This window comes from Streptomyces panacea (genome assembly GCF_040560175.1).
GTDB lineage: Bacteria > Actinomycetota > Actinomycetes > Streptomycetales > Streptomycetaceae > Streptomyces > Streptomyces panacea.
Genome location: NZ_JARJHW010000034.1, coordinates 33,773 through 50,887, shown reverse-complemented (window position 1 = coordinate 50,887; position 17,115 = coordinate 33,773). Strand labels below are relative to the sequence as shown.

Genomic DNA, 17,115 nt, shown 5'->3' with positions numbered 1-17,115 from the left:
TGGAACGCGCGGGCCCTGAGCGGTCCGACGTCACGTTCTCCCCGTACCTCAAGTCTTGCTCTGAACTGACGTCGCCCCAGGGCCCGTTCCGGGCATCGCAGCCATACTGGCGAAAGGCGACATCAGGGACGGGGGCTCCTGTGCGGACCATGATCTGGCGGCGCGCTTCAGCGGCCGAACGACGACTCGAAGCGTACGAAGTGGCCTATCTGGCCGGTGGACCTCAACGCGTCCTGGAAGCCGCGCTCTTCGCGCTGCGGGACCGGGGGGCCGTCACGATAGCCGGCCCCCGCGTGCGCGCGGTCGAGGACGGCGACGGCGACGGGCTCGCGGAACACCCGGTCGAACGGGCGGTCCTCGCGAGCTGCCCACGGGGGAGGAGCCTGGCGGTCGTCGCGACGGCCGTACGCGGCGGCCCGGAGGTCGCGGAGATCAGGCGCGAACTGGTCACCCTCGGCCTGCTCACCCGCGCACGTCACCGGCTCACTCGGGCGGGTGTGAGCAGTCTGGACGCGGCGAGGCAGGAGGCCGGGTTCCCCGCGTACGTCTTCGACGGCCCACCCGCCCACCAGGACCGACGGCTGCGCCGCATCGTCGCGGGTACGTCGATCCCCGCCGGCCTGGGACGCTCACTGATACGCATGGGCAAGGCCACCGACCCGGACCACGACCACGCCTCCGACTACGGTTCGGACTCGGACTCGGGCGCGGGATCCGACACGTACTCGTCCTCGGAATCCGGCGGCTTCAGCTGCGGAAGCGGCGGAGGCGGAGGCGGCAGCTACTAGCGCCCGCTCCGGGGGCCGTCGGCCGATCGGCCGGTGACTTCGATCTTCTTCATGGTGCGCTGAGTTCCCTTTCCAGACGCGACGGGGCGGGGCGGCGGCGACACCTTCGGCCGGCACCTCCCGGCCTCAGCGGCTCACGGCGGTTTCCCACTCCGACGACCCCGACGCGGCTGTCGCGGCCGGCGGCGGTCTCCTGCCCGGCCCTCATGCCAAGCTCGCCGGCCCCACCTTCCGGGAGTGGCTCGACAGAGGCTGAGACCCGGCACCGCGACGGCTCAGGTCTGCGCCATGTCCACGAAGCGCGAGTAGTGGCCCTGGAAGGCCACCGTGATCGTCGCCGTCGGGCCGTTACGGTGCTTCGCCACGATCAGGTCCGCCTCGCCCGCGCGTGGTGACTCCTTCTCGTACGCGTCCTCACGGTGCAGCAGCACCACCATGTCCGCGTCCTGCTCGATGGAGCCCGACTCACGCAGGTCGGAGACCATCGGTTTCTTGTCCGTGCGCTGCTCGGGGCCACGGTTCAGCTGGGAGAGCGCGATCACCGGCAGCTCCAGCTCCTTCGCCAGCAGCTTGAGGTTTCGCGACATGTCCGAGACCTCCTGCTGGCGGCTCTCCGCGCGCTTGGAGCCACCGGACTGCATCAGCTGGAGGTAGTCGATGACCACCAGCTTCAGTCCGTTGCGCTGCTTGAGCCGACGGCACTTGGCGCGGATCTCCATCATCGACAGGTTCGGCGAGTCGTCGATGTACAGCGGTGCCTGTGAGACGTCCGGCATCCGGCGGGCCAGCCGCGTCCAGTCCTCGTCCGTCATCGTGCCGGAACGCATGTGGTGCAGCGCCACCCGCGCCTCCGCCGAGAGCAGGCGCATCGCGATCTCGTTGCGCCCCATCTCCAGGGAGAAGATGACACTGGGCAGGTTGTTCTTGATGGAGGCCGCACGCGCGAAGTCCAGCGCGAGGGTGCTGTTGTGGGTGGGGATCATGGAACGGGTCGCGAGATACAGGTGCGCGGGGTTGTCCACCTGGACGCAGCGGACCGGGACGCTGTCGACCTCCTGGACGTCCGTGATGAAACGCTGCTCCGGCTCCGGAGTCTCCGGACGGCTCCGGTCCCGCCGCGCCCGCTGCTTCCGGCTCAGCCGGAACACCTCGTCGGCGGTCGTGAAACTGATCGTGTAGCGCGTGGAGTTCCCTTCCGACCGTCCCTCGACGCGCTCGGTCGACACCCCGCACCGGTACCCGAGGCTCAGCACCAGCTCACGGAAGCCCTCGGCGAGGGCGCGACTCGTGACGGCGAACCGCACCGACCCGGTGCTGTGCACGGTGCCGTCGGTGTCGAGAAGACCGGCCAGAAGCGCCCGGCGCTGCGAGAGGGAGGCCCGCAGGTACTCCTGGGGGATGTGCTTGTCCCCCAGGACTCCCAGGTCGCGCAGGCCGACGAGGAGGCTGTCGTGCCGCCTCGTGTCCGTGTCGCCGTTCCCGGCCGGGCGGATTTCGCTCGCGTCCTCTTCGAGATACCCGGACAGCTCGGGGTCCGCCGTGGTGAGACTCGCCGCGTCGCTGGCTCCGTCGCCGAGCCAGGCGCCCAGCGTGTACGGAGGGACCGGAAGATCGCGCGCGGGCAGGTCGAGCGGCGCGGTGGTCCGTACGGAGTGGTTCGCGCGACGGTCGGACGTGACACACCGGACCGTTTCGGCGATCTCCTTGGTGGTCTTGACCGAGGCGGACGTCCGCTGCTCGCGGGTGTCCGTGAGCCACTGGTGCTCGGCATCGGCGACGACGCTCGAACCGTCATCGAAGGTGACCTCGTAACAGGGGCGGTCACGCATGATGTCGGTCGCGGCCACCACCCGTGTCGGCCGGCCCGTCGCGTCGAGGAGGAGGTCGCCCGGCCGCACTTCTCCCATGGTGGTCCAGCCGGTGGGGGTGGGCAGCGGCGTGTCCAGGGCGAGGGCCTTACCCATGGCGGGACGGGCCGCGATGACGATCATCTGGCCGGGGTGCAGCCCGTTCGTGAGCGAGTCGAAGTCCGTGAACCCCGTCGGCACGCCCGTCATCTCACCGCTGCGGGACCCGATCGCCTCGATCTCGTCGAGCGCGCCCTCCATGATGTCGCCGAGGGGCAGATAGTCCTCGCTGGTGCGCTGCTCGGTGACCGCGTAGATCTCGGCCTGGGCGGAGTTGACGATCTCGTCGACGTCGCCGTCCGCCGCGTATCCCATCTGCGTGATCTTGGTGCCGGCCTCGACGAGACGGCGCAGCACGGCGCGCTCGTGCACGATCTCCGCGTAGTACGAGGCGTTCGCCGCCGTCGGCACCGACTGGACCAGCGTGTGCAGATACGACGCCCCGCCGACCCGGGTGATCTCACCGCGCTTGGTCAGCTCGGCGGCCACCGTGATGGGGTCGGCCGGCTCGCCCTTCGCGTACAGGTCGAGGATCGCCTGGAAGACCGTCTCGTGCGCGGGGCGGTAGAAGTCGTGGCCCTTGATGATCTCCACGACGTCGGCGATGGCGTCCTTGGAGAGCAGCATGCCGCCGAGCACGGACTGTTCGGCGTCCAGATCCTGCGGGGGCACCCGCTCGAAACCGGGTGATCCGCCGTCCCACGAGGCGTTGTCCCTGCCGCGCTCGTGCTGCTCCTCGCGGCCTCTTCCCTCACCCCGGCGCTGGCGGGAGACCGGCAGACGATCGCTCGGACCGGCCTCGGTCCAGGGGTCGTCCAATGGCTCGGGAATGCTCATCCGGCCACCTCCTCCCGTCCGCCAAGCGGACCCTCGCCGTGCCGCTCTTTCTACGGCACGACACTGACAAATCGAGTGGCCTGACTCCGGTTCCGGCGCGTCGGACGTCGGTCCACGGTAGGCCCGCGGGGACCGTCCGCCAATCTGGTTATCCACAGGCCATGTGGACGAAGGGCCATATGCTGTGGAGAACTCCGGCGTACCTGTGCACGGACCGGGGGACAGCACTGTGGACAACCTCGCGCCCATCCCGCCACACCCACCCTGACCTGGCCTTTCCCCGTCCACCGGCTGTGGGGGAGAAAAACTTTTCAAGCTGGTCCAAGATCCGAGCAAACGGCGCACAGCAGCGCCCGAATCTTGCCGGTCGGTAAGGATCGCTGCTGCATTGCATCTCTTACCTGTGGAAGATTAGATTGAGCGCATGACACAGGCCCCCACGGCTGCCGGGTCCGGACCCGGCGACGGAGTCGACAGCCGGTCCAAGGCCGGCCGCCGGCGTCACGATCGCGAGATCGTGGCGCTCGCCGTACCCGCTTTCGGCGCCCTCGTCGCCGAGCCCCTTTTCCTGATGGTCGACAGCGCGATCGTCGGCCATCTCGGTACTCCGCAGCTCGCCGGTCTCGCGATCGCGGCGGCTCTCCTGACCACGGCCGTGAGCATCTTCGTCTTCCTCGCCTACGCCACCACGGCGGCGGTCGCCCGCCGCGTCGGCGCGGGTGATCTTCAGGCGGCCATCCGGCAGGGCATGGACGGGATCTGGCTCGCCCTGCTGCTGGGCGCCGTCGTCATCGCCGTCACCCTCCCCCTGGCGCCCTGGCTCGTCGGCGTCTTCGGCGCCTCGGACACCGCCGCCCCGTACGCGATCACCTATCTGCGGATCTCCAGCCTCGGCATCCCGGCCATGCTGGTCGTCCTGGCGGCGACCGGTGTCCTGCGCGGTCTCCAGGACACCCGGACCCCGCTGTACGTCGCCATCGGCGGCTTCGGCGCCAACGCCGTCCTCAACGTGGTGCTCGTCTACGGCGCCGGACTCGGCATCGCCGGTTCCGCCTGGGGCACCGTCATCGCCCAGTTCGGGATGGCCGCCGCCTATCTGGTAGTGGTCGTACGAGGAGCCCGCCGCCACGGCGCCTCGCTGCGGCCCGACGCCGCCGGCATACGGGCGAGCGCCCACGCGGGCGTCCCCCTTCTCGTCCGTACGCTCTCCCTGCGCGCCGTCCTGATGATCGCCACCGCCGTCGCCGCCCGCCTCGGTGACGCCGACGTCGCCGCACACCAGATCATCCTGTCGCTGTGGAGTCTGATGGCCTTCGCGCTCGACGCCATCGCCATCGCCGGACAGGCGATCATCGGCCGGTATCTGGGGGCGAACGATCCCCGGGGCGCCCAGGACGTCTGCCGTCGCATGGTCCAGTGGGGCGTGGTCTCCGGCGTCGGACTCGGAGTGCTCATCGTGCTGGCGCGCCCCTTGTTCATCCCGCTGTTCACCGGCGATCAGGTGGTCCAGGACACCTTGCTGCCGGCGCTACTGGTGGTGGCGGTGACCCAGCCGATCGCGGGCATCGTCTTCGTCCTCGACGGTGTGCTGATGGGCGCGGGCGACGGCCCCTATCTGGCAAAGGCGATGGTTGTCACGCTGGCCGTCTTCGCCCCGGTCGCCCTGCTGGTGCCGGTGTTCGGGGGCGGGCTCACCGCGCTGTGGTGGGCCATGACGCTGATGATGGCGGTCCGTATGGTGACGCTGTGGCTCCGTACCCGGTCCGGCCACTGGCTGGTCACGGGCGCCACCCGCTGACCGAGGCCGGGGCCGGGCGGGGAGAGTGCGGGCGGGGGACACTTCACGTTTCACGTGAAACAGGAGGGCCGCACCCCCGGCTGGGGTGCGGCCCTCTCACTGTCTGCCGGCCACCGGGCGGACCCGGTGGACCAATGCGGTCAGAACCCTAGGCGGGCACGACCTCGACGCCGAACTTCGCGGCGACCTCGGGGTGCAGACGCACGGACACCTGGTGCGAGCCCAGGGTCTTGATCGGCGAACCGAGCTCGATACGACGCTTGTCGACCTCCGGACCACCGGCGGACTTGATCGCCGAAGCGAGGTCTGCCGGGGTGACGGAGCCGAAGAGACGGCCGGCGTCGCCGGAGCGAACGGCCAGACGCACCTTCACACCTTCGAGGCGGGCCTTGATCTCGTTGGCCTGCTCGATGGTGGCGATCTCGTGGATCTTGCGAGCGCGACGAATCTGCTCGACGTCCTTCTCGCCACCCTTGGTCCAGCGGATCGCGAAACCACGCGGGACCAGGTAGTTACGGGCGTACCCGTCCTTGACGTCGACGACGTCGCCGGCGGTGCCGAGGCCGGTGACCTCGTGAGTGAGGATGATCTTCATGATTAAGTCACCCTCCCCTTATCGCGCGGTGGACGTGTAGGGCAGCAGCGCCATCTCACGGCTGTTCTTGACTGCCGTGGCGACATCACGCTGGTGCTGAGTGCAGTTGCCGGTGACGCGGCGGGCACGGATCTTGCCACGGTCGGAAATGAACTTCCGCAGCATGTTCGTGTCCTTGTAGTCCACGTACTGGGTCTTGTCCTTGCAGAATGCGCAGACCTTCTTCTTAGGCTTGCGCACAGGCGGCTTCGCCATGGTGTTTCTCCTGTGTGATCAAGAAAGTGGGAGCGAGCTGCCCTAGAAGGGCGGCTCGTCCGAGTAGCCGCCGCCGGAGCCGCCGGAACCGCCGGAGCTTCCGCCCCAGCCGCCTCCGTTACCCCCGCCGCCCTGCGGCTGCTGCGGGGCACCGCCGGCCGGCGCGCTGGTCGCCCAGGGATCGTCGGAGGATGCTCCGCCGCCGCCCTGCTGACCACCACCGGGACCGCCGCCCCAGTTGCCGCCGCCCTGCTGCTGACCGCCGCCACCGCCGCCGCCGTAACCGCCCTGAGCACCGCGACCGGTGGTCTTGGTGACCTTGGCCGTGGCGGTCTTCAGGCTGGGGCCGACTTCCTCGACGTCCAGCTCGTAGACCGTGCGCTTGACGCCCTCGCGGTCCTCGTACGACCGCTGCTTCAGGCGGCCCTGCACGACGACGCGCATGCCCCGCTGAAGCGACTCGGCGACATTCTCCGCCGCCTGACGCCAGACCGAGCAGGTGAGGAACAGGCCATCGCCGTCCTTCCACTCATTGGTCTGCTTGTCGAAGATGCGGGGAGTGGACGCGACACGGAACTTCGCGACCGCCGCACCGGACGGGGTGAAGCGCAGCTCGGGGTCGTCGACGAGATTGCCGACGACCGTGATGACGGTCTCGCCTGCCATTGGGTGAACCTCTCGGCGGGGATTGCTTCTGCTGCTGGCTGCTACTCGGACCCGATGACCGCTGAGCTAGAAGCTCAGTGGGTCTCGGGACGGAGGACCTTGGTCCGGAGGACCGACTCGTTCAGGTTCATCTGTCGGTCGAGCTCCTTGACGATCGCGGGCTCAGCCTGCAGATCGATGACCGAGTAGATGCCCTCGGGCTTCTTCTTGATCTCGTAAGAGAGACGACGACGGCCCCAGGTGTCGACCTTCTCCACCTTTCCGTCGCCCTCACGGACGACGGAGAGGAAGTTCTCGATCAGCGGGGAGACTGCTCGCTCCTCGAGATCGGGGTCGAGGATGACCATCACCTCGTAGTGACGCATGTGGAACCCACCTCCTTTGGACTCAGCGGCCACGGTCGTTCCGTGGCAGGAGGGTCGTGATGCGTGAGCAACGGTATCGGCCACCACCGACAATCCCGCTCGACGAGCGATGATCGCCTTCTGGCCTGGGCAGACACCGGTGCAGACCGTACAGACTACCTCTTGACCGGCTTCCGGTTGAAATCCGGCCGGGTACGGACGCACTCTGGACACATCGGGTGTGGGCGGCGCTACGGTGCGCCGCCTTCCGGCAAGGCGCCAGGAGGTGCCCCATGGCACAGGCAATGCAACCGAAGACGACCGGTTCTCTCTTCGCCACCGACCACCGGCCCCATCCGCTCCAGCACATCCTGCTCTGGGCGACGGCGGTGCTGGGTGTCACCGCCTTCATCTCCTCGATGTTCTACAACCTGCATCTGCTCAGCTCCTGGACGGGGCTCATCGGCATTCTCACCGGTCTGTACGGCCAGTTCGTCTCGGTGACGACCCACGAGCGGTTCGCATTGATCCTGGGCCTCGGCTCCTCCGCGGTGGGCTTCTACCTCGGGATGGCGCACGGCGGACTGTTCGGCGGTGTGCTGGGCTGACACGGGCCGCACGGCCCGCTCCGCCCCGTGGCCAGCCGGGGCGCTCCATCGGCAAGTAGGCTTCGGCGCGAGAGCCGGAGCCCCCCTACTCCATGGGGACACATCTGCGAGGAGCGCCCCGCATGACCCTGACGCTGAGCACCATCAGTCGCGAGCAGCATCTGGCGTACATCCAGAGCCTGCCCGCGGCCAGCCACTGCCAGGTCCCCGCGTGGGCGGACGTGAAGACGGAGTGGCGCTCGGAGAGCCTGGGCTGGTTCGACAGGGACGGCCAGTTGGTCGGCGCCGGGCTGGTGCTCTACCGCCAACTGCCCAAGATCAAGCGGTATCTGGCGTATCTGCCCGAGGGCCCGGTCATCAACTGGTACGCCCCGAACCTGAGCGACTGGCTCCAGCCGATGCTGGCGCATCTGAAGAACCAGGGCGCGTTCTCCGTGAAGATGGGCCCGCCCGTGGTGATCCGCCGCTGGGACTCGACGGCCATCAAGTCGGGGATCCAGGACCAGGACGTCAAGCGCCTGCGCGACGTCGAGGCCACCCACATCGAGCCGCGTGCCTTCGAAGTGGCCGACCGGCTGCGGAAGATGGGCTGGCAGCAGGGCGAGGACGGCGGGGCCGGCTTCGGAGACGTACAGCCGCGCTACGTCTTCCAGGTGCCGCTGGCCAACCGGTCCCTGGACGACGTCCTCAAGGGCTTCAACCAGCTGTGGCGGCGCAACATCAAGAAGGCGGAGAAGGCGGGCGTCGAGGTCGTCCAGGCCGGCTACAACGACCTGGAGGAGTGGCAGCGGCTGTACGAGATCACCGCCGAGCGCGACCACTTCCGGCCGCGCCCGCTCTCGTACTTCCAGCGGATGTGGACCGTCCTCAACTCCGAGGACCCCAACCGCATGCGGCTGTACTTCGCCCGGCACGAGGGGGAGAACGTCGCCGCCGCGACGATGCTCATCGTGGGCGGCCACGTCTGGTACTCGTACGGGGCGTCGGCCAACCACAAGCGGGAGGTCCGGCCGTCGAACGCGATGCAGTGGCGGATGCTCCGTGACGCGTATGCGATGGGCGCGACCGTCTACGACCTGCGCGGCATCTCCGACTCGCTCGACGAGACGGACCACCTGTTCGGTCTCATCCAGTTCAAGGTCGGCACGGGTGGCGAGGCCGTCGAGTACGTGGGTGAGTGGGACTTCCCGCTCAACAAGCTCCTCCACAAGGCTCTCGACATGTACATGTCTCGCCGCTGACCCCGAACCTGTGGACAGCGGAGTGCCGGTGGTCAGCAGGCTGCGGTGCGAGACATCGGAAAACCCCGCCGGCGCACCCAATAATTGTGTAAGGCCCCCAAGACCCTCAAGAACGTTCATATCCTTCATACACCGCAGCCACGAGAAAGGTTCCGGACCGGCATGGCGCTCTCCCTCTACGTCGACACCGCGCGCTGGCGGGCGCACCAGAAGTCGGTCATTGACCAGTTCCCGGGCCTCGTCCCGGTCTGCAAGGGCAATGGCTACGGCTTCGGCCACGAGCGGCTCTCCGAGGAGACCTCCCGCTTCGAGTCCGACATCCTCGCCGTCGGCACGATCTACGAAGCCGCGCGTATCAAGGACTGGTTCAGCGGCGACCTGCTGGTCCTGACGCCCTTCCGCCGCGGCGAGGAGCCCGTACCGCTGCCCGACCGCGTCATCCGCTCCGTCTCCTCGGTCGACGGTGTCTTCGCCCTGGTCGGCGCCCGTGTCGTCATCGAGTGCATGAGCTCCATGAAGCGCCACGGCGTCCGCGAGGAGGAGCTCGGCCAGCTGCACGCGGCCATCGAGGACGTACGCCTCGAAGGCTTCGCCCTGCACCTGCCGCTCGACCGTACGGACGGGTCCGACGCGGTCGAGGAGGTCATCGGCTGGATGGACCGGCTGCGCGCGGCCCGGCTCCCGCTGCACACCATGTTCGTCAGCCACCTGCGCGCCGAGGAACTGGCCAGCCTCCAGCGGCAGTTCCCGCAGACCCGGTTCCGCGCCCGCATCGGCACGCGACTGTGGCTCGGCGACCACGACGCGACCGAGTACCGGGGCGCCGTGCTGGATGTGACGCGCGTCGTCAAGGGCGACCGGTTCGGCTACCGCCAGCAGAAGACCGCCTCCGAGGGCTGGCTGGTGGTCGTCGCGGGCGGCACGTCGCACGGAGTCGGGCTCGAAGCCCCCAAGGCGCTGCACGGCGTGATGCCGCGCGCCAAGGGCGTGGCGCGTGCGGGCCTGGCCACGGTCAACCGCAACCTCTCGCCGTTCGTGTGGTCGGGCAAGCAGCGCTGGTTCGCCGAGCCGCCGCACATGCAGGTGTCGATCCTGTTCGTACCGGCCGACGCGCAGGAGCCCAAGGTGGGCGACGAGCTGGTGGCCCACCTGCGCCACACGACGACCCAGTTCGACCGGCTGGTGGACCGCTAGGTCGGGTCTTCAAAGTCTCGCCTGGCCCGCGGGCGGACGGCGCCATTTGTCAGACACGACCCAGGCCCAGGGAGATCCGCCGGCAACCGCCGAATCATCACGCAGAGGGCCGGACGGGCCGTCGGCCCGTCCGGCCCTTCACGCGTTTCCGGACCCCGGTCGGCGCCTCACGCGGCCCCGGGCGGCCTCATCCCCCACGACACGCGCTGCGACGCCTCCACCGTGTGCGCCGTGTGCTCCCTCGGCCGGGCGGCCCGGCCCAGCACGAACACGTCCCGCGCCCCGTCCAGCACCCCGCCCGACGGATCGTCCGAACCGTCACGCCGTACGCCGTCGCGCTCCGGCAGCAGGATGTCCCGCACGATGACGGCGCACAGGTACAGCGTCCCCAGCAGGTGCAGCGCGATGGCCAGTTGGTAGCCCTCGGTCGGCAGTCCCTTGTGGGCGTCCCCGCTCGTCGTGTACGCGAGATACATCCAGATGCCCAGGAAGTACATGACCTCGCAGGCCTGCCAGATCAGGAAGTCGCGCCACCGCGGCCGGGCCAGCGCGGCGAGCGGGATCAGCCAGAGCACGTACTGCGGCGAGTAGACCTTGTTGGTCAGGATGAAGGCGGCCACGACCAGGAAGGCCAGCTGCGCGAACCGGGGCCGTCTCGGCGCCGTCAGGGCGAGCGCCGCGATGCCCGCGCACGCCAGCACCATCAGCACCATCGACCACGTGTTGACGGTCTCGACGTCCAGGGACTGCCCGGTGCGCTGCGTGATGATCAGCCAGAACGATCCGAAGTCGACCTGCCGCTCCTGGCTGAAGGTGTAGAACTTCTTCCACCCCTCCGGCGCGAGCAGCATCACCGGCAGGTTCACCAGCAGCCACGAGGAGGCCGTACTGCCCAGCGCGACCCCGAATTCCCGCAGCCGCCCGGCGCGCCAGCACAGCAGCAGCAGGGGCCCCAGCAGCAGTACGGGATAGAGCTTGGCCGCCGTCGCGAGGCCGATGAGGATGCCGAAGGCCAGCGGCCGGCCGCGTGACCACATCAGCATCCCGGCCGCCAGGAGCGCGACGGCCAGCAGATCCCAGTTGATGGTGGCGGTGAGGGCGAAAGCGGGCGCCAGGGCGAGGAGCAGGGCGTCCCAGGGGCGGTGGCGGTGGGTGCGGGCGACGCAGACGGCGATGACCGCCGCGCAGATCATCAGCATCCCCGCGTTGACCATCCAGTACATCTGTTCGCGGTACTGGATGGAGCCGCCACCGGGGGTGAGCCAGGAGGCGACCTCCATGAACAGACCCGTCAGGACGGGGTACTCCAGGTACTGCATGTCGCCGCTGAGCCGGTCGAAGTACGGCACGAGGTCGTCGGCGAATCCACGCCCGAGGAAGAGGTGCGGGATGTCGGAGTAGCAGGCGTGCGTGTACTGGGAGCTGGCGCCCCGGAACCACGCCCACTCGTAGCAGGGCATCTTCTGCACCATGCCGAGCGCGAACATCCCGATCGCCACCAGCGCGATCACCCGTACCGGGGTGAGCCTGCTGGTGCCGTACCAGGCCCAGCGGCCGATGGGACCGCCGATCAGCTCGCTGCCGGACGCGGCGATCCTGTCCCGCCGGGTGGGCGGTACGACCGGCCGGTCCCTGGGCACCGTGGAGTCTTCTGTGCTCGGCATGCCGCCCATCCTGCCGTACGTCACCGCGGGCACGGCGAAGGCCGCCGCACCGGGCCGTACACGCTGTGTGTACGGCCCTGGTGCGACGGCCTTCGCGTCGCTCTCAGGCTGCTCGCCGGCCCCGGCTCTCCTCAGCCTCCCGGACCACCGAAGATGCCACCACCGTCGCCACCCTCCGGATCTCCGGTCTCCGGCGGCGGACTGGACGTCGTGCCCGGGCCTCCGATGACGCCGCCGGGGTCCTCACCGCCCGGACCACCCGGATCACCGGTACCACCGCCGTCCTCACAGCCGTTCCGCCGGTCACAGGACTCGGACGGAGACTCGGACGGAGACTCCGACGGGGACTCCGAAGGAGACTCGGACGGAGACTCGGACGGGGACTCCGAAGGAGAATCGGACGGGGACGGCTCCTCGCTCTTCAGGCCGCCGCCGTAGACGGCCTCGCCGATCGGCTCGGGATCGGGGAACTTCAGGGCCGGCTTGCCCTTCATCGCCACCGTCATGTACTCCCGCCAGATGTCGGCCGGGAACGACGCACCGTGGATCTCTTTCTGGCCGCCGGTGCCGAACATCTCCAGGAACTTGCGGTTCTTGTTCTCCGCGTTGTCGTCCAGCCGGTACATGTCGATGGCGGTCGAGAGCTGCGGGGTGTAGCCCACGAACCAGGCCGACTTGTTGCCGTCGGTGGTGCCCGTCTTGCCGGCCACCTCGCGGCCGTCCGGCAGCTGCGCCGAGGTGCCCGTGCCGCCCTTCTCCATGACCACGGACTTCAGGACGTCCGTCACGTTGTGCGCGATGTCGGCGTCGAACTTGGCCTCGGCCTTCTTGTCGTACTCGAAGACCTTGACGCCCTCTCGCTTGACCTCCTGGACGGAGTAGGGCTCGCGCTGGGTGCCGTTGTCGGCGAAGGTGGCGTACGAACCCGCCATGCGGATCGCGCTGGGGTCGGAGATACCGATGGAGAACGACGGGTTGTCGCCGCCCGGAAGGCTGTCCTCCAGCAGTCCCGCGTCGACGGCGGCCTGCCTGACCTGCGGAATGCCGACGTCCATGCCGAGCTGGACGAAGGGGGAGTTGGCCGAGACCTTCATGGCCTCACGCAGATTGATGTCGTCGTAGCTCTCGTCACCGTCGTTGCGCTGGAGCCACTCCTTGCCTTCCTCGTTCGACCAGACCTTGCCGTCGTATTCCTTGATCTTCAGCTCGTTCTCGCCGTTGTACTGACTCTTGTCCGGCGAGACCTTCGTCCGTGTGTCCTCGTCCTGCTCCGGCCCGAGGTCGGGGTCGCGTACGCCGTCACGCATCGCCGCCGCCAGGACGTACGGCTTGAAGGTCGATCCGACCTGGGCACCCGTCTGGTCCGCGTTGTTGGTGAAGTGCTTGGTGGCGTCCGCCCCGCCGTAGATGGCGACGATCTTGCCGGTCTCCGGCTCCACCGAGGCGCCGCCGAACTGGACATGGGTGTCCTTGTCCGGCCGCTTCTCGGGGTCGATGTTCTCTTCGTAGATGTCCGTGACGGCCTTGTTGAGCGCGTTGACCTTCGTCCTGTTGAAGGTCGTCTTGATCTCGAAGCCGCCCTTGGCCAGCTCGTCGGCCGTGATGCCGTCTTTGTTGTTGTTGATGAAGTAGGCCTTGGCCAGGTCCACGAGATAGCCGACCTGGCCGCCGAGCTGCGCGTTCTTCTTCGGCAGGTCGGGCATCGGGAATTCCTTGAACTTCGCCTGCTCAGCCGCGCTGAGATGGCCGTCCTTCACCATCTCGTTGAGAATCCAGGCCCAGCGCTTCTGTGCCCGCTGGAGGTTGGCCTCGGGGCTGGCGTTCTTGTCGATGGACTCGGCGCCGTTCGGGTCGTAGTACGTCGCACCCTTCAGGAGCGTCGCCAGGAAGGCGCACTGACTCGCGTTGAGTTTCTTGGCGTCCACGCCGTAGTACGTACGGGCTGCCGCCTGGATGCCGTAGGCGCCGCGTCCGTAGTAGGAGGTGTTGAGGTACCCCTCCATGATGTCGCTCTTGTCCATCTCCGCGCCGACACGGATGGAGATGAACAGCTCCTTGACCTTACGCGAGTAAGTCTGCTCCTGGTTGAGCATGGCGTTCTTGACGAACTGCTGGGTGATGGTCGAGCCACCCTGCGTCTGGCCGCCCTTGGCCATGTTGAACACGGCCCGGCCGATGCCCATGGGGTCGACGCCGCTGTCATCCCTGAACGTCTTGTTCTCCGCCGAGATCACGGCGTTCTGCATCGCCTTGGGGATCTGCTCGATCTTGACGATCTGGCGGTTGACCTCACCGCCGGTGGAGACCATCGGCGTTCCGTCGTCCCAGAGGTAGACGTTGTTCTGGGCCGTGGACGCCTGATTCTGGTCGGGGATGCCGACGAGGGCGTACGCGACGGTGGCAGCGGCCATCAGACTGCCGAAGAAGGCGATACAGAGGCCGGTCACGAGCTTCCAGGACGGCATCCAGCGCTGCCACCCGTACTTGTCGTAGCGCGGGTAGTCGATGATCCGCTTCCTGCTCGGCCGCCCTCCACGCCCTCGACCGGGGCCGGGACCTCCGGGTCCACCGGGACCGCCACGGCGTCCCCCGCCACGGCCTCCCGATCCGGCGCCGGCGCCGCCGCCCTCGGCGGCACGTCGACGGCCCCGCTGTGAGGCTTTACGTGCTTCGGCCCGGCCTCCGTAAGAAGGCTCCGGATCCTGGGATTCGGAGTGGGAGGCCGTGGGGGCTCCACGGGAGGGGTCCGCGCTGCGGCCGGCAGGCCGCTGTGCGGCACGCCTGGCCGCAGCTCGTCCGCCCCCCTGACCACCCTGCGGCTGTGGCTGTTTGCGACGGTGCTCGCTCATCGAACGACTACTCCTCGGGCAGGCGCGTACGCCTGGAAGCGGCAGTTGAGTTCCGGTCCCCCCGAAATGAATACGGATGTACCCGCCGTAGGGCTCATCCGCCATGCATCCAGAACGACGACGCTCTCACACGTCACGCGGTTCCCGGTGGTCTGCATGCCGCACAGACTACGCAGGGTCAAACCCCTCCCAGAACTGAACTTCATCCCAAACCAGGCAAGTTACATGCTGTGAATTGTGATGTGACGCCGTTCACGATGGCCCCTCTTGTCCCATGAGCCTCCGTGTTCTATCGTCCCGATGTATCGAGTCGATACATCGGGGCGGCATAAGTGGCCGGGACGACGGAGGAGGCGACCAGTGAGCAGACGCTCGGGCATCCTTGAGTTCGCCGTCCTGGGTCTGCTGCGCGAGTCTCCGATGCACGGCTACGAGCTGCGGAAGCGGCTCAACACCTCGCTGGGGATCTTCCGGGCCTTCAGCTACGGGACGCTGTATCCCTGCCTCAAGACGCTGGTCGCCAGCGGGTGGTTGATCGAGGAACCGGGCAGTGCGCCCGAGGAGGCGCTCGCCGCGTCACTCGCGGGCCGCCGCGCCAAAATCGTCTACCGCCTCACGGCGGAGGGCAAGGAGCACTTCGAGGAGCTGCTGTCGCAGACGGGCCCGGACGCCTGGGAGGACGAGCACTTCGCCGCTCGCTTCGCCTTCTTCGGACAGACGGAGCGCGAGGTGCGGATGCGCGTGCTGGAAGGCCGTCGCAGCCGGCTGGAGGAGCGCCTGGAGAAGATGAGCGCTTCCCTGGCCCGTACCCGGGAACGCCTCGACGACTACACGCTCGAACTTCAGCGCCACGGCATGGAATCCGTGGAGCGCGAAGTGCGCTGGCTCAACGAGCTCATCGAGAGCGAGCGAGCGGGACGGGATCAGCGACGATCCGGCCCGGACAGCCCCGCTCCTCGGCAGAACAGCACGTCGGACAGCACGACGAGCGACACGAGCAGTACGACCAACAGCACAACGGGAGACGAGGGCGGCCTGCCCCGGCTCCGGGGGACTTCCGGAGGTTCGCCTCCGCCGGCCCCCGGCCCGCCGGATCCGTCCGAGGACACCACCCCATGAGGTTCCGCATCAGCGCGGGGCTTCATCGCAACATTGAGATCACACACAGGGAGCAACCAGGATGGGTTCCGTTCGCGTAGCCATTGTCGGCGTGGGCAACTGTGCCGCCTCGCTGGTGCAGGGCGTCGAGTTCTACAAGGACGCCGATCCGGCCGGCAAGGTGCCCGGCCTGATGCACGTTCAGTTCGGCGAGTACCACGTGCGGGACGTGGAGTTCGTCGCCGCCTTCGATGTCGACGCCAAGAAGGTCGGTCTCGACCTCGCGGACGCCATCGGTGCCAGCGAGAACAACACCATCAAGATCTGCGACGTCCCGAACTCGGGCGTGACCGTCCAGCGCGGCCACACCTACGACGGTCTGGGCAAGTACTACCGCGAGACGATCGAGGAGTCGGACGAGACGCCGGCCGACATCGTCCAGACCCTCAAGGACAAGCAGGTCGACGTCCTGGTCTGCTACCTGCCCGTCGGTTCCGAGGCCGCCGCGAAGTTCTACGCGCAGTGCGCCATCGACGCCAAGGTCGCCTTCGTCAACGCCCTCCCGGTCTTCATCGCCGGCACGAAGGAGTGGGCGGACAAGTTCACCGAGGCCGGTGTCCCGATCGTCGGTGACGACATCAAGTCCCAGGTCGGCGCCACCATCACGCACCGCGTGATGGCGAAGCTGTTCGAGGACCGCGGTGTCATCCTGGACCGCACGATGCAGCTGAACGTCGGCGGCAACATGGACTTCAAGAACATGCTGGAGCGCGAGCGCCTGGAGTCCAAGAAGATCTCCAAGACGCAGGCGGTCACCTCGCAGATCCGCGACCGTGACATGGGTGCCGACAACGTCCACATCGGCCCGTCGGACTACGTGGCGTGGCTGGACGACCGCAAGTGGGCGTACGTCCGCCTCGAGGGCCGCGCCTTCGGTGACGTTCCGCTGAACCTGGAGTACAAGCTGGAGGTCTGGGACTCCCCGAACTCCGCGGGTGTCATCATCGACGCCGTGCGCGCCGCGAAGATCGCCAAGGACCGTGGCATCGGTGGCCCGATCCTCTCCGCGTCCTCGTACTTCATGAAGTCCCCGCCGGTGCAGTACTTCGACGACGAGGCCCGCGAGAACGTCGAGAAGTTCATCAACGGCGACGTCGAGCGCTAAATCCCGCGGGGGAGCGCGGTTCTCCCCCGTACACGCATCGCCGAAGGGTCCCCGGGCAGAGCGCCCGGGGACCCTTCGCGTGTGACGCACGTGTCGTGTGTGACTC

14 protein-coding genes are annotated in these 17,115 nt (G+C 68.1%); 7 read left to right on the top strand and 7 right to left on the bottom strand.

Annotated features, from left to right (window positions below):
• The first annotated feature begins 149 nt into the window (after nt 1-149).
• Nucleotides 150-788, top strand: a complete 639-nt coding sequence (locus P3L51_RS11520; protein WP_354605036.1) for a TIGR04222 domain-containing membrane protein — start codon at nt 150-152, stop codon at nt 786-788.
• Nucleotides 789-1,063: 275 nt separating this feature from the next.
• On the opposite strand, the gene dnaB is transcribed toward P3L51_RS11520, so the two are convergent.
• Entirely contained in the window at nt 1,064-3,532 is a 2,469-nt protein-coding gene (dnaB, locus tag P3L51_RS11515; RefSeq protein WP_354605035.1) for a replicative DNA helicase, read from the bottom strand.
• Between the two features lie 424 nt (nt 3,533-3,956).
• On the opposite strand from dnaB, the gene P3L51_RS11510 reads away from it, so the two are divergent.
• Entirely contained in the window at nt 3,957-5,330 is a 1,374-nt protein-coding gene (locus P3L51_RS11510; RefSeq protein ID WP_354605034.1) for an MATE family efflux transporter, read from the top strand.
• Nucleotides 5,331-5,478: 148 nt separating this feature from the next.
• On the opposite strand, the gene rplI is transcribed toward P3L51_RS11510, so the two are convergent.
• The 4 genes from rplI to rpsF all read right to left on the bottom strand — a co-directional run bounded on the left by rplI (nt 5,479) and on the right by rpsF (nt 7,211).
• A complete protein-coding gene (gene rplI / locus P3L51_RS11505) occupies nt 5,479-5,925 on the bottom strand; it encodes a 50S ribosomal protein L9 (RefSeq protein ID WP_023540280.1) in 447 nt (148 codons plus the stop codon).
• Between the two features lie 18 nt (nt 5,926-5,943).
• Complete coding sequence (rpsR, locus tag P3L51_RS11500) at nt 5,944-6,180, bottom strand: 30S ribosomal protein S18 (RefSeq protein WP_003967857.1); 237 nt, start codon at nt 6,178-6,180, stop codon at nt 5,944-5,946.
• A gap of 42 nt (nt 6,181-6,222) precedes the next feature.
• Complete coding sequence (locus tag P3L51_RS11495; RefSeq protein WP_354605033.1) at nt 6,223-6,846, bottom strand: single-stranded DNA-binding protein; 624 nt, start codon at nt 6,844-6,846, stop codon at nt 6,223-6,225.
• Between the two features lie 74 nt (nt 6,847-6,920).
• Nucleotides 6,921-7,211 carry a 30S ribosomal protein S6 gene (gene rpsF, locus P3L51_RS11490; RefSeq protein ID WP_023540278.1) on the bottom strand — a complete coding sequence of 97 codons (291 nt, stop codon included), beginning with the start codon at nt 7,209-7,211 and terminating at the stop codon, nt 6,921-6,923.
• A gap of 272 nt (nt 7,212-7,483) precedes the next feature.
• Between rpsF and P3L51_RS11485 the strand changes: the two genes are divergently transcribed.
• The 3 genes from P3L51_RS11485 (at nt 7,484) to P3L51_RS11475 (ending at nt 10,233) form a co-directional block, all read left to right on the top strand.
• Nucleotides 7,484-7,798, top strand: a complete 315-nt coding sequence (locus P3L51_RS11485) for a hypothetical protein (protein ID WP_354605032.1) — start codon at nt 7,484-7,486, stop codon at nt 7,796-7,798.
• A 122-nt stretch (nt 7,799-7,920) separates the two neighbouring features.
• Nucleotides 7,921-9,039, top strand: coding sequence for a lipid II:glycine glycyltransferase FemX (locus P3L51_RS11480; RefSeq protein ID WP_354605031.1), 1,119 nt, complete (start codon nt 7,921-7,923; stop codon nt 9,037-9,039).
• 162 nt (nt 9,040-9,201) lie between these two features.
• Nucleotides 9,202-10,233, top strand: a complete 1,032-nt coding sequence (locus P3L51_RS11475) for an alanine racemase (RefSeq protein ID WP_354605030.1) — start codon at nt 9,202-9,204, stop codon at nt 10,231-10,233.
• A 167-nt stretch (nt 10,234-10,400) separates the two neighbouring features.
• On the opposite strand, the gene P3L51_RS11470 is transcribed toward P3L51_RS11475, so the two are convergent.
• Together P3L51_RS11470 and P3L51_RS11465 are read right to left on the bottom strand one after the other, a co-directional pair.
• Nucleotides 10,401-11,897 (bottom strand): glycosyltransferase family 87 protein, encoded by a 1,497-nt coding sequence (locus P3L51_RS11470; RefSeq protein WP_354605029.1) that lies wholly within the window; start codon nt 11,895-11,897, stop codon nt 10,401-10,403.
• Nucleotides 11,898-12,028: 131 nt separating this feature from the next.
• Nucleotides 12,029-14,746 carry a transglycosylase domain-containing protein gene (locus P3L51_RS11465; RefSeq protein WP_354605028.1) on the bottom strand — a complete coding sequence of 906 codons (2,718 nt, stop codon included), beginning with the start codon at nt 14,744-14,746 and terminating at the stop codon, nt 12,029-12,031.
• A gap of 360 nt (nt 14,747-15,106) precedes the next feature.
• On the opposite strand from P3L51_RS11465, the gene P3L51_RS11460 reads away from it, so the two are divergent.
• Both P3L51_RS11460 and P3L51_RS11455 read left to right on the top strand, forming a co-directional pair.
• Nucleotides 15,107-15,865 (top strand): PadR family transcriptional regulator, encoded by a 759-nt coding sequence (locus tag P3L51_RS11460; RefSeq protein ID WP_354605027.1) that lies wholly within the window; start codon nt 15,107-15,109, stop codon nt 15,863-15,865.
• 61 nt (nt 15,866-15,926) lie between these two features.
• Complete coding sequence (locus tag P3L51_RS11455) at nt 15,927-17,009, top strand: inositol-3-phosphate synthase (protein WP_354605026.1); 1,083 nt, start codon at nt 15,927-15,929, stop codon at nt 17,007-17,009.
• The last annotated feature ends 106 nt before the right edge of the window (nt 17,010-17,115 follow it).

Excerpts from the sequence above, each read along its gene's own strand:
- P3L51_RS11465 (WP_354605028.1), bottom strand. The coding sequence starts at position 14,746 with ATGAGCGAGCACCGTCGCAAACAGCCACAGCCGCAGGGTGGTCAGGGG.
- P3L51_RS11480 (WP_354605031.1), top strand. The coding sequence starts at position 7,921 with ATGACCCTGACGCTGAGCACCATCAGTCGCGAGCAGCATCTGGCGTAC.
- P3L51_RS11475 (WP_354605030.1), top strand. The coding sequence starts at position 9,202 with ATGGCGCTCTCCCTCTACGTCGACACCGCGCGCTGGCGGGCGCACCAG.
- P3L51_RS11470 (WP_354605029.1), bottom strand. The coding sequence starts at position 11,897 with ATGCCGAGCACAGAAGACTCCACGGTGCCCAGGGACCGGCCGGTCGTA.
- P3L51_RS11455 (WP_354605026.1), top strand. The coding sequence starts at position 15,927 with ATGGGTTCCGTTCGCGTAGCCATTGTCGGCGTGGGCAACTGTGCCGCC.
- rplI (WP_023540280.1), bottom strand. The coding sequence starts at position 5,925 with ATGAAGATCATCCTCACTCACGAGGTCACCGGCCTCGGCACCGCCGGC.
- P3L51_RS11495 (WP_354605033.1), bottom strand. The coding sequence starts at position 6,846 with ATGGCAGGCGAGACCGTCATCACGGTCGTCGGCAATCTCGTCGACGAC.
- P3L51_RS11510 (WP_354605034.1), top strand. The coding sequence starts at position 3,957 with ATGACACAGGCCCCCACGGCTGCCGGGTCCGGACCCGGCGACGGAGTC.
- P3L51_RS11485 (WP_354605032.1), top strand. The coding sequence starts at position 7,484 with ATGGCACAGGCAATGCAACCGAAGACGACCGGTTCTCTCTTCGCCACC.
- rpsF (WP_023540278.1), bottom strand. The coding sequence starts at position 7,211 with ATGCGTCACTACGAGGTGATGGTCATCCTCGACCCCGATCTCGAGGAG.
- rpsR (WP_003967857.1), bottom strand. The coding sequence starts at position 6,180 with ATGGCGAAGCCGCCTGTGCGCAAGCCTAAGAAGAAGGTCTGCGCATTC.
- P3L51_RS11520 (WP_354605036.1), top strand. The coding sequence starts at position 150 with ATGATCTGGCGGCGCGCTTCAGCGGCCGAACGACGACTCGAAGCGTAC.
- dnaB (WP_354605035.1), bottom strand. The coding sequence starts at position 3,532 with ATGAGCATTCCCGAGCCATTGGACGACCCCTGGACCGAGGCCGGTCCG.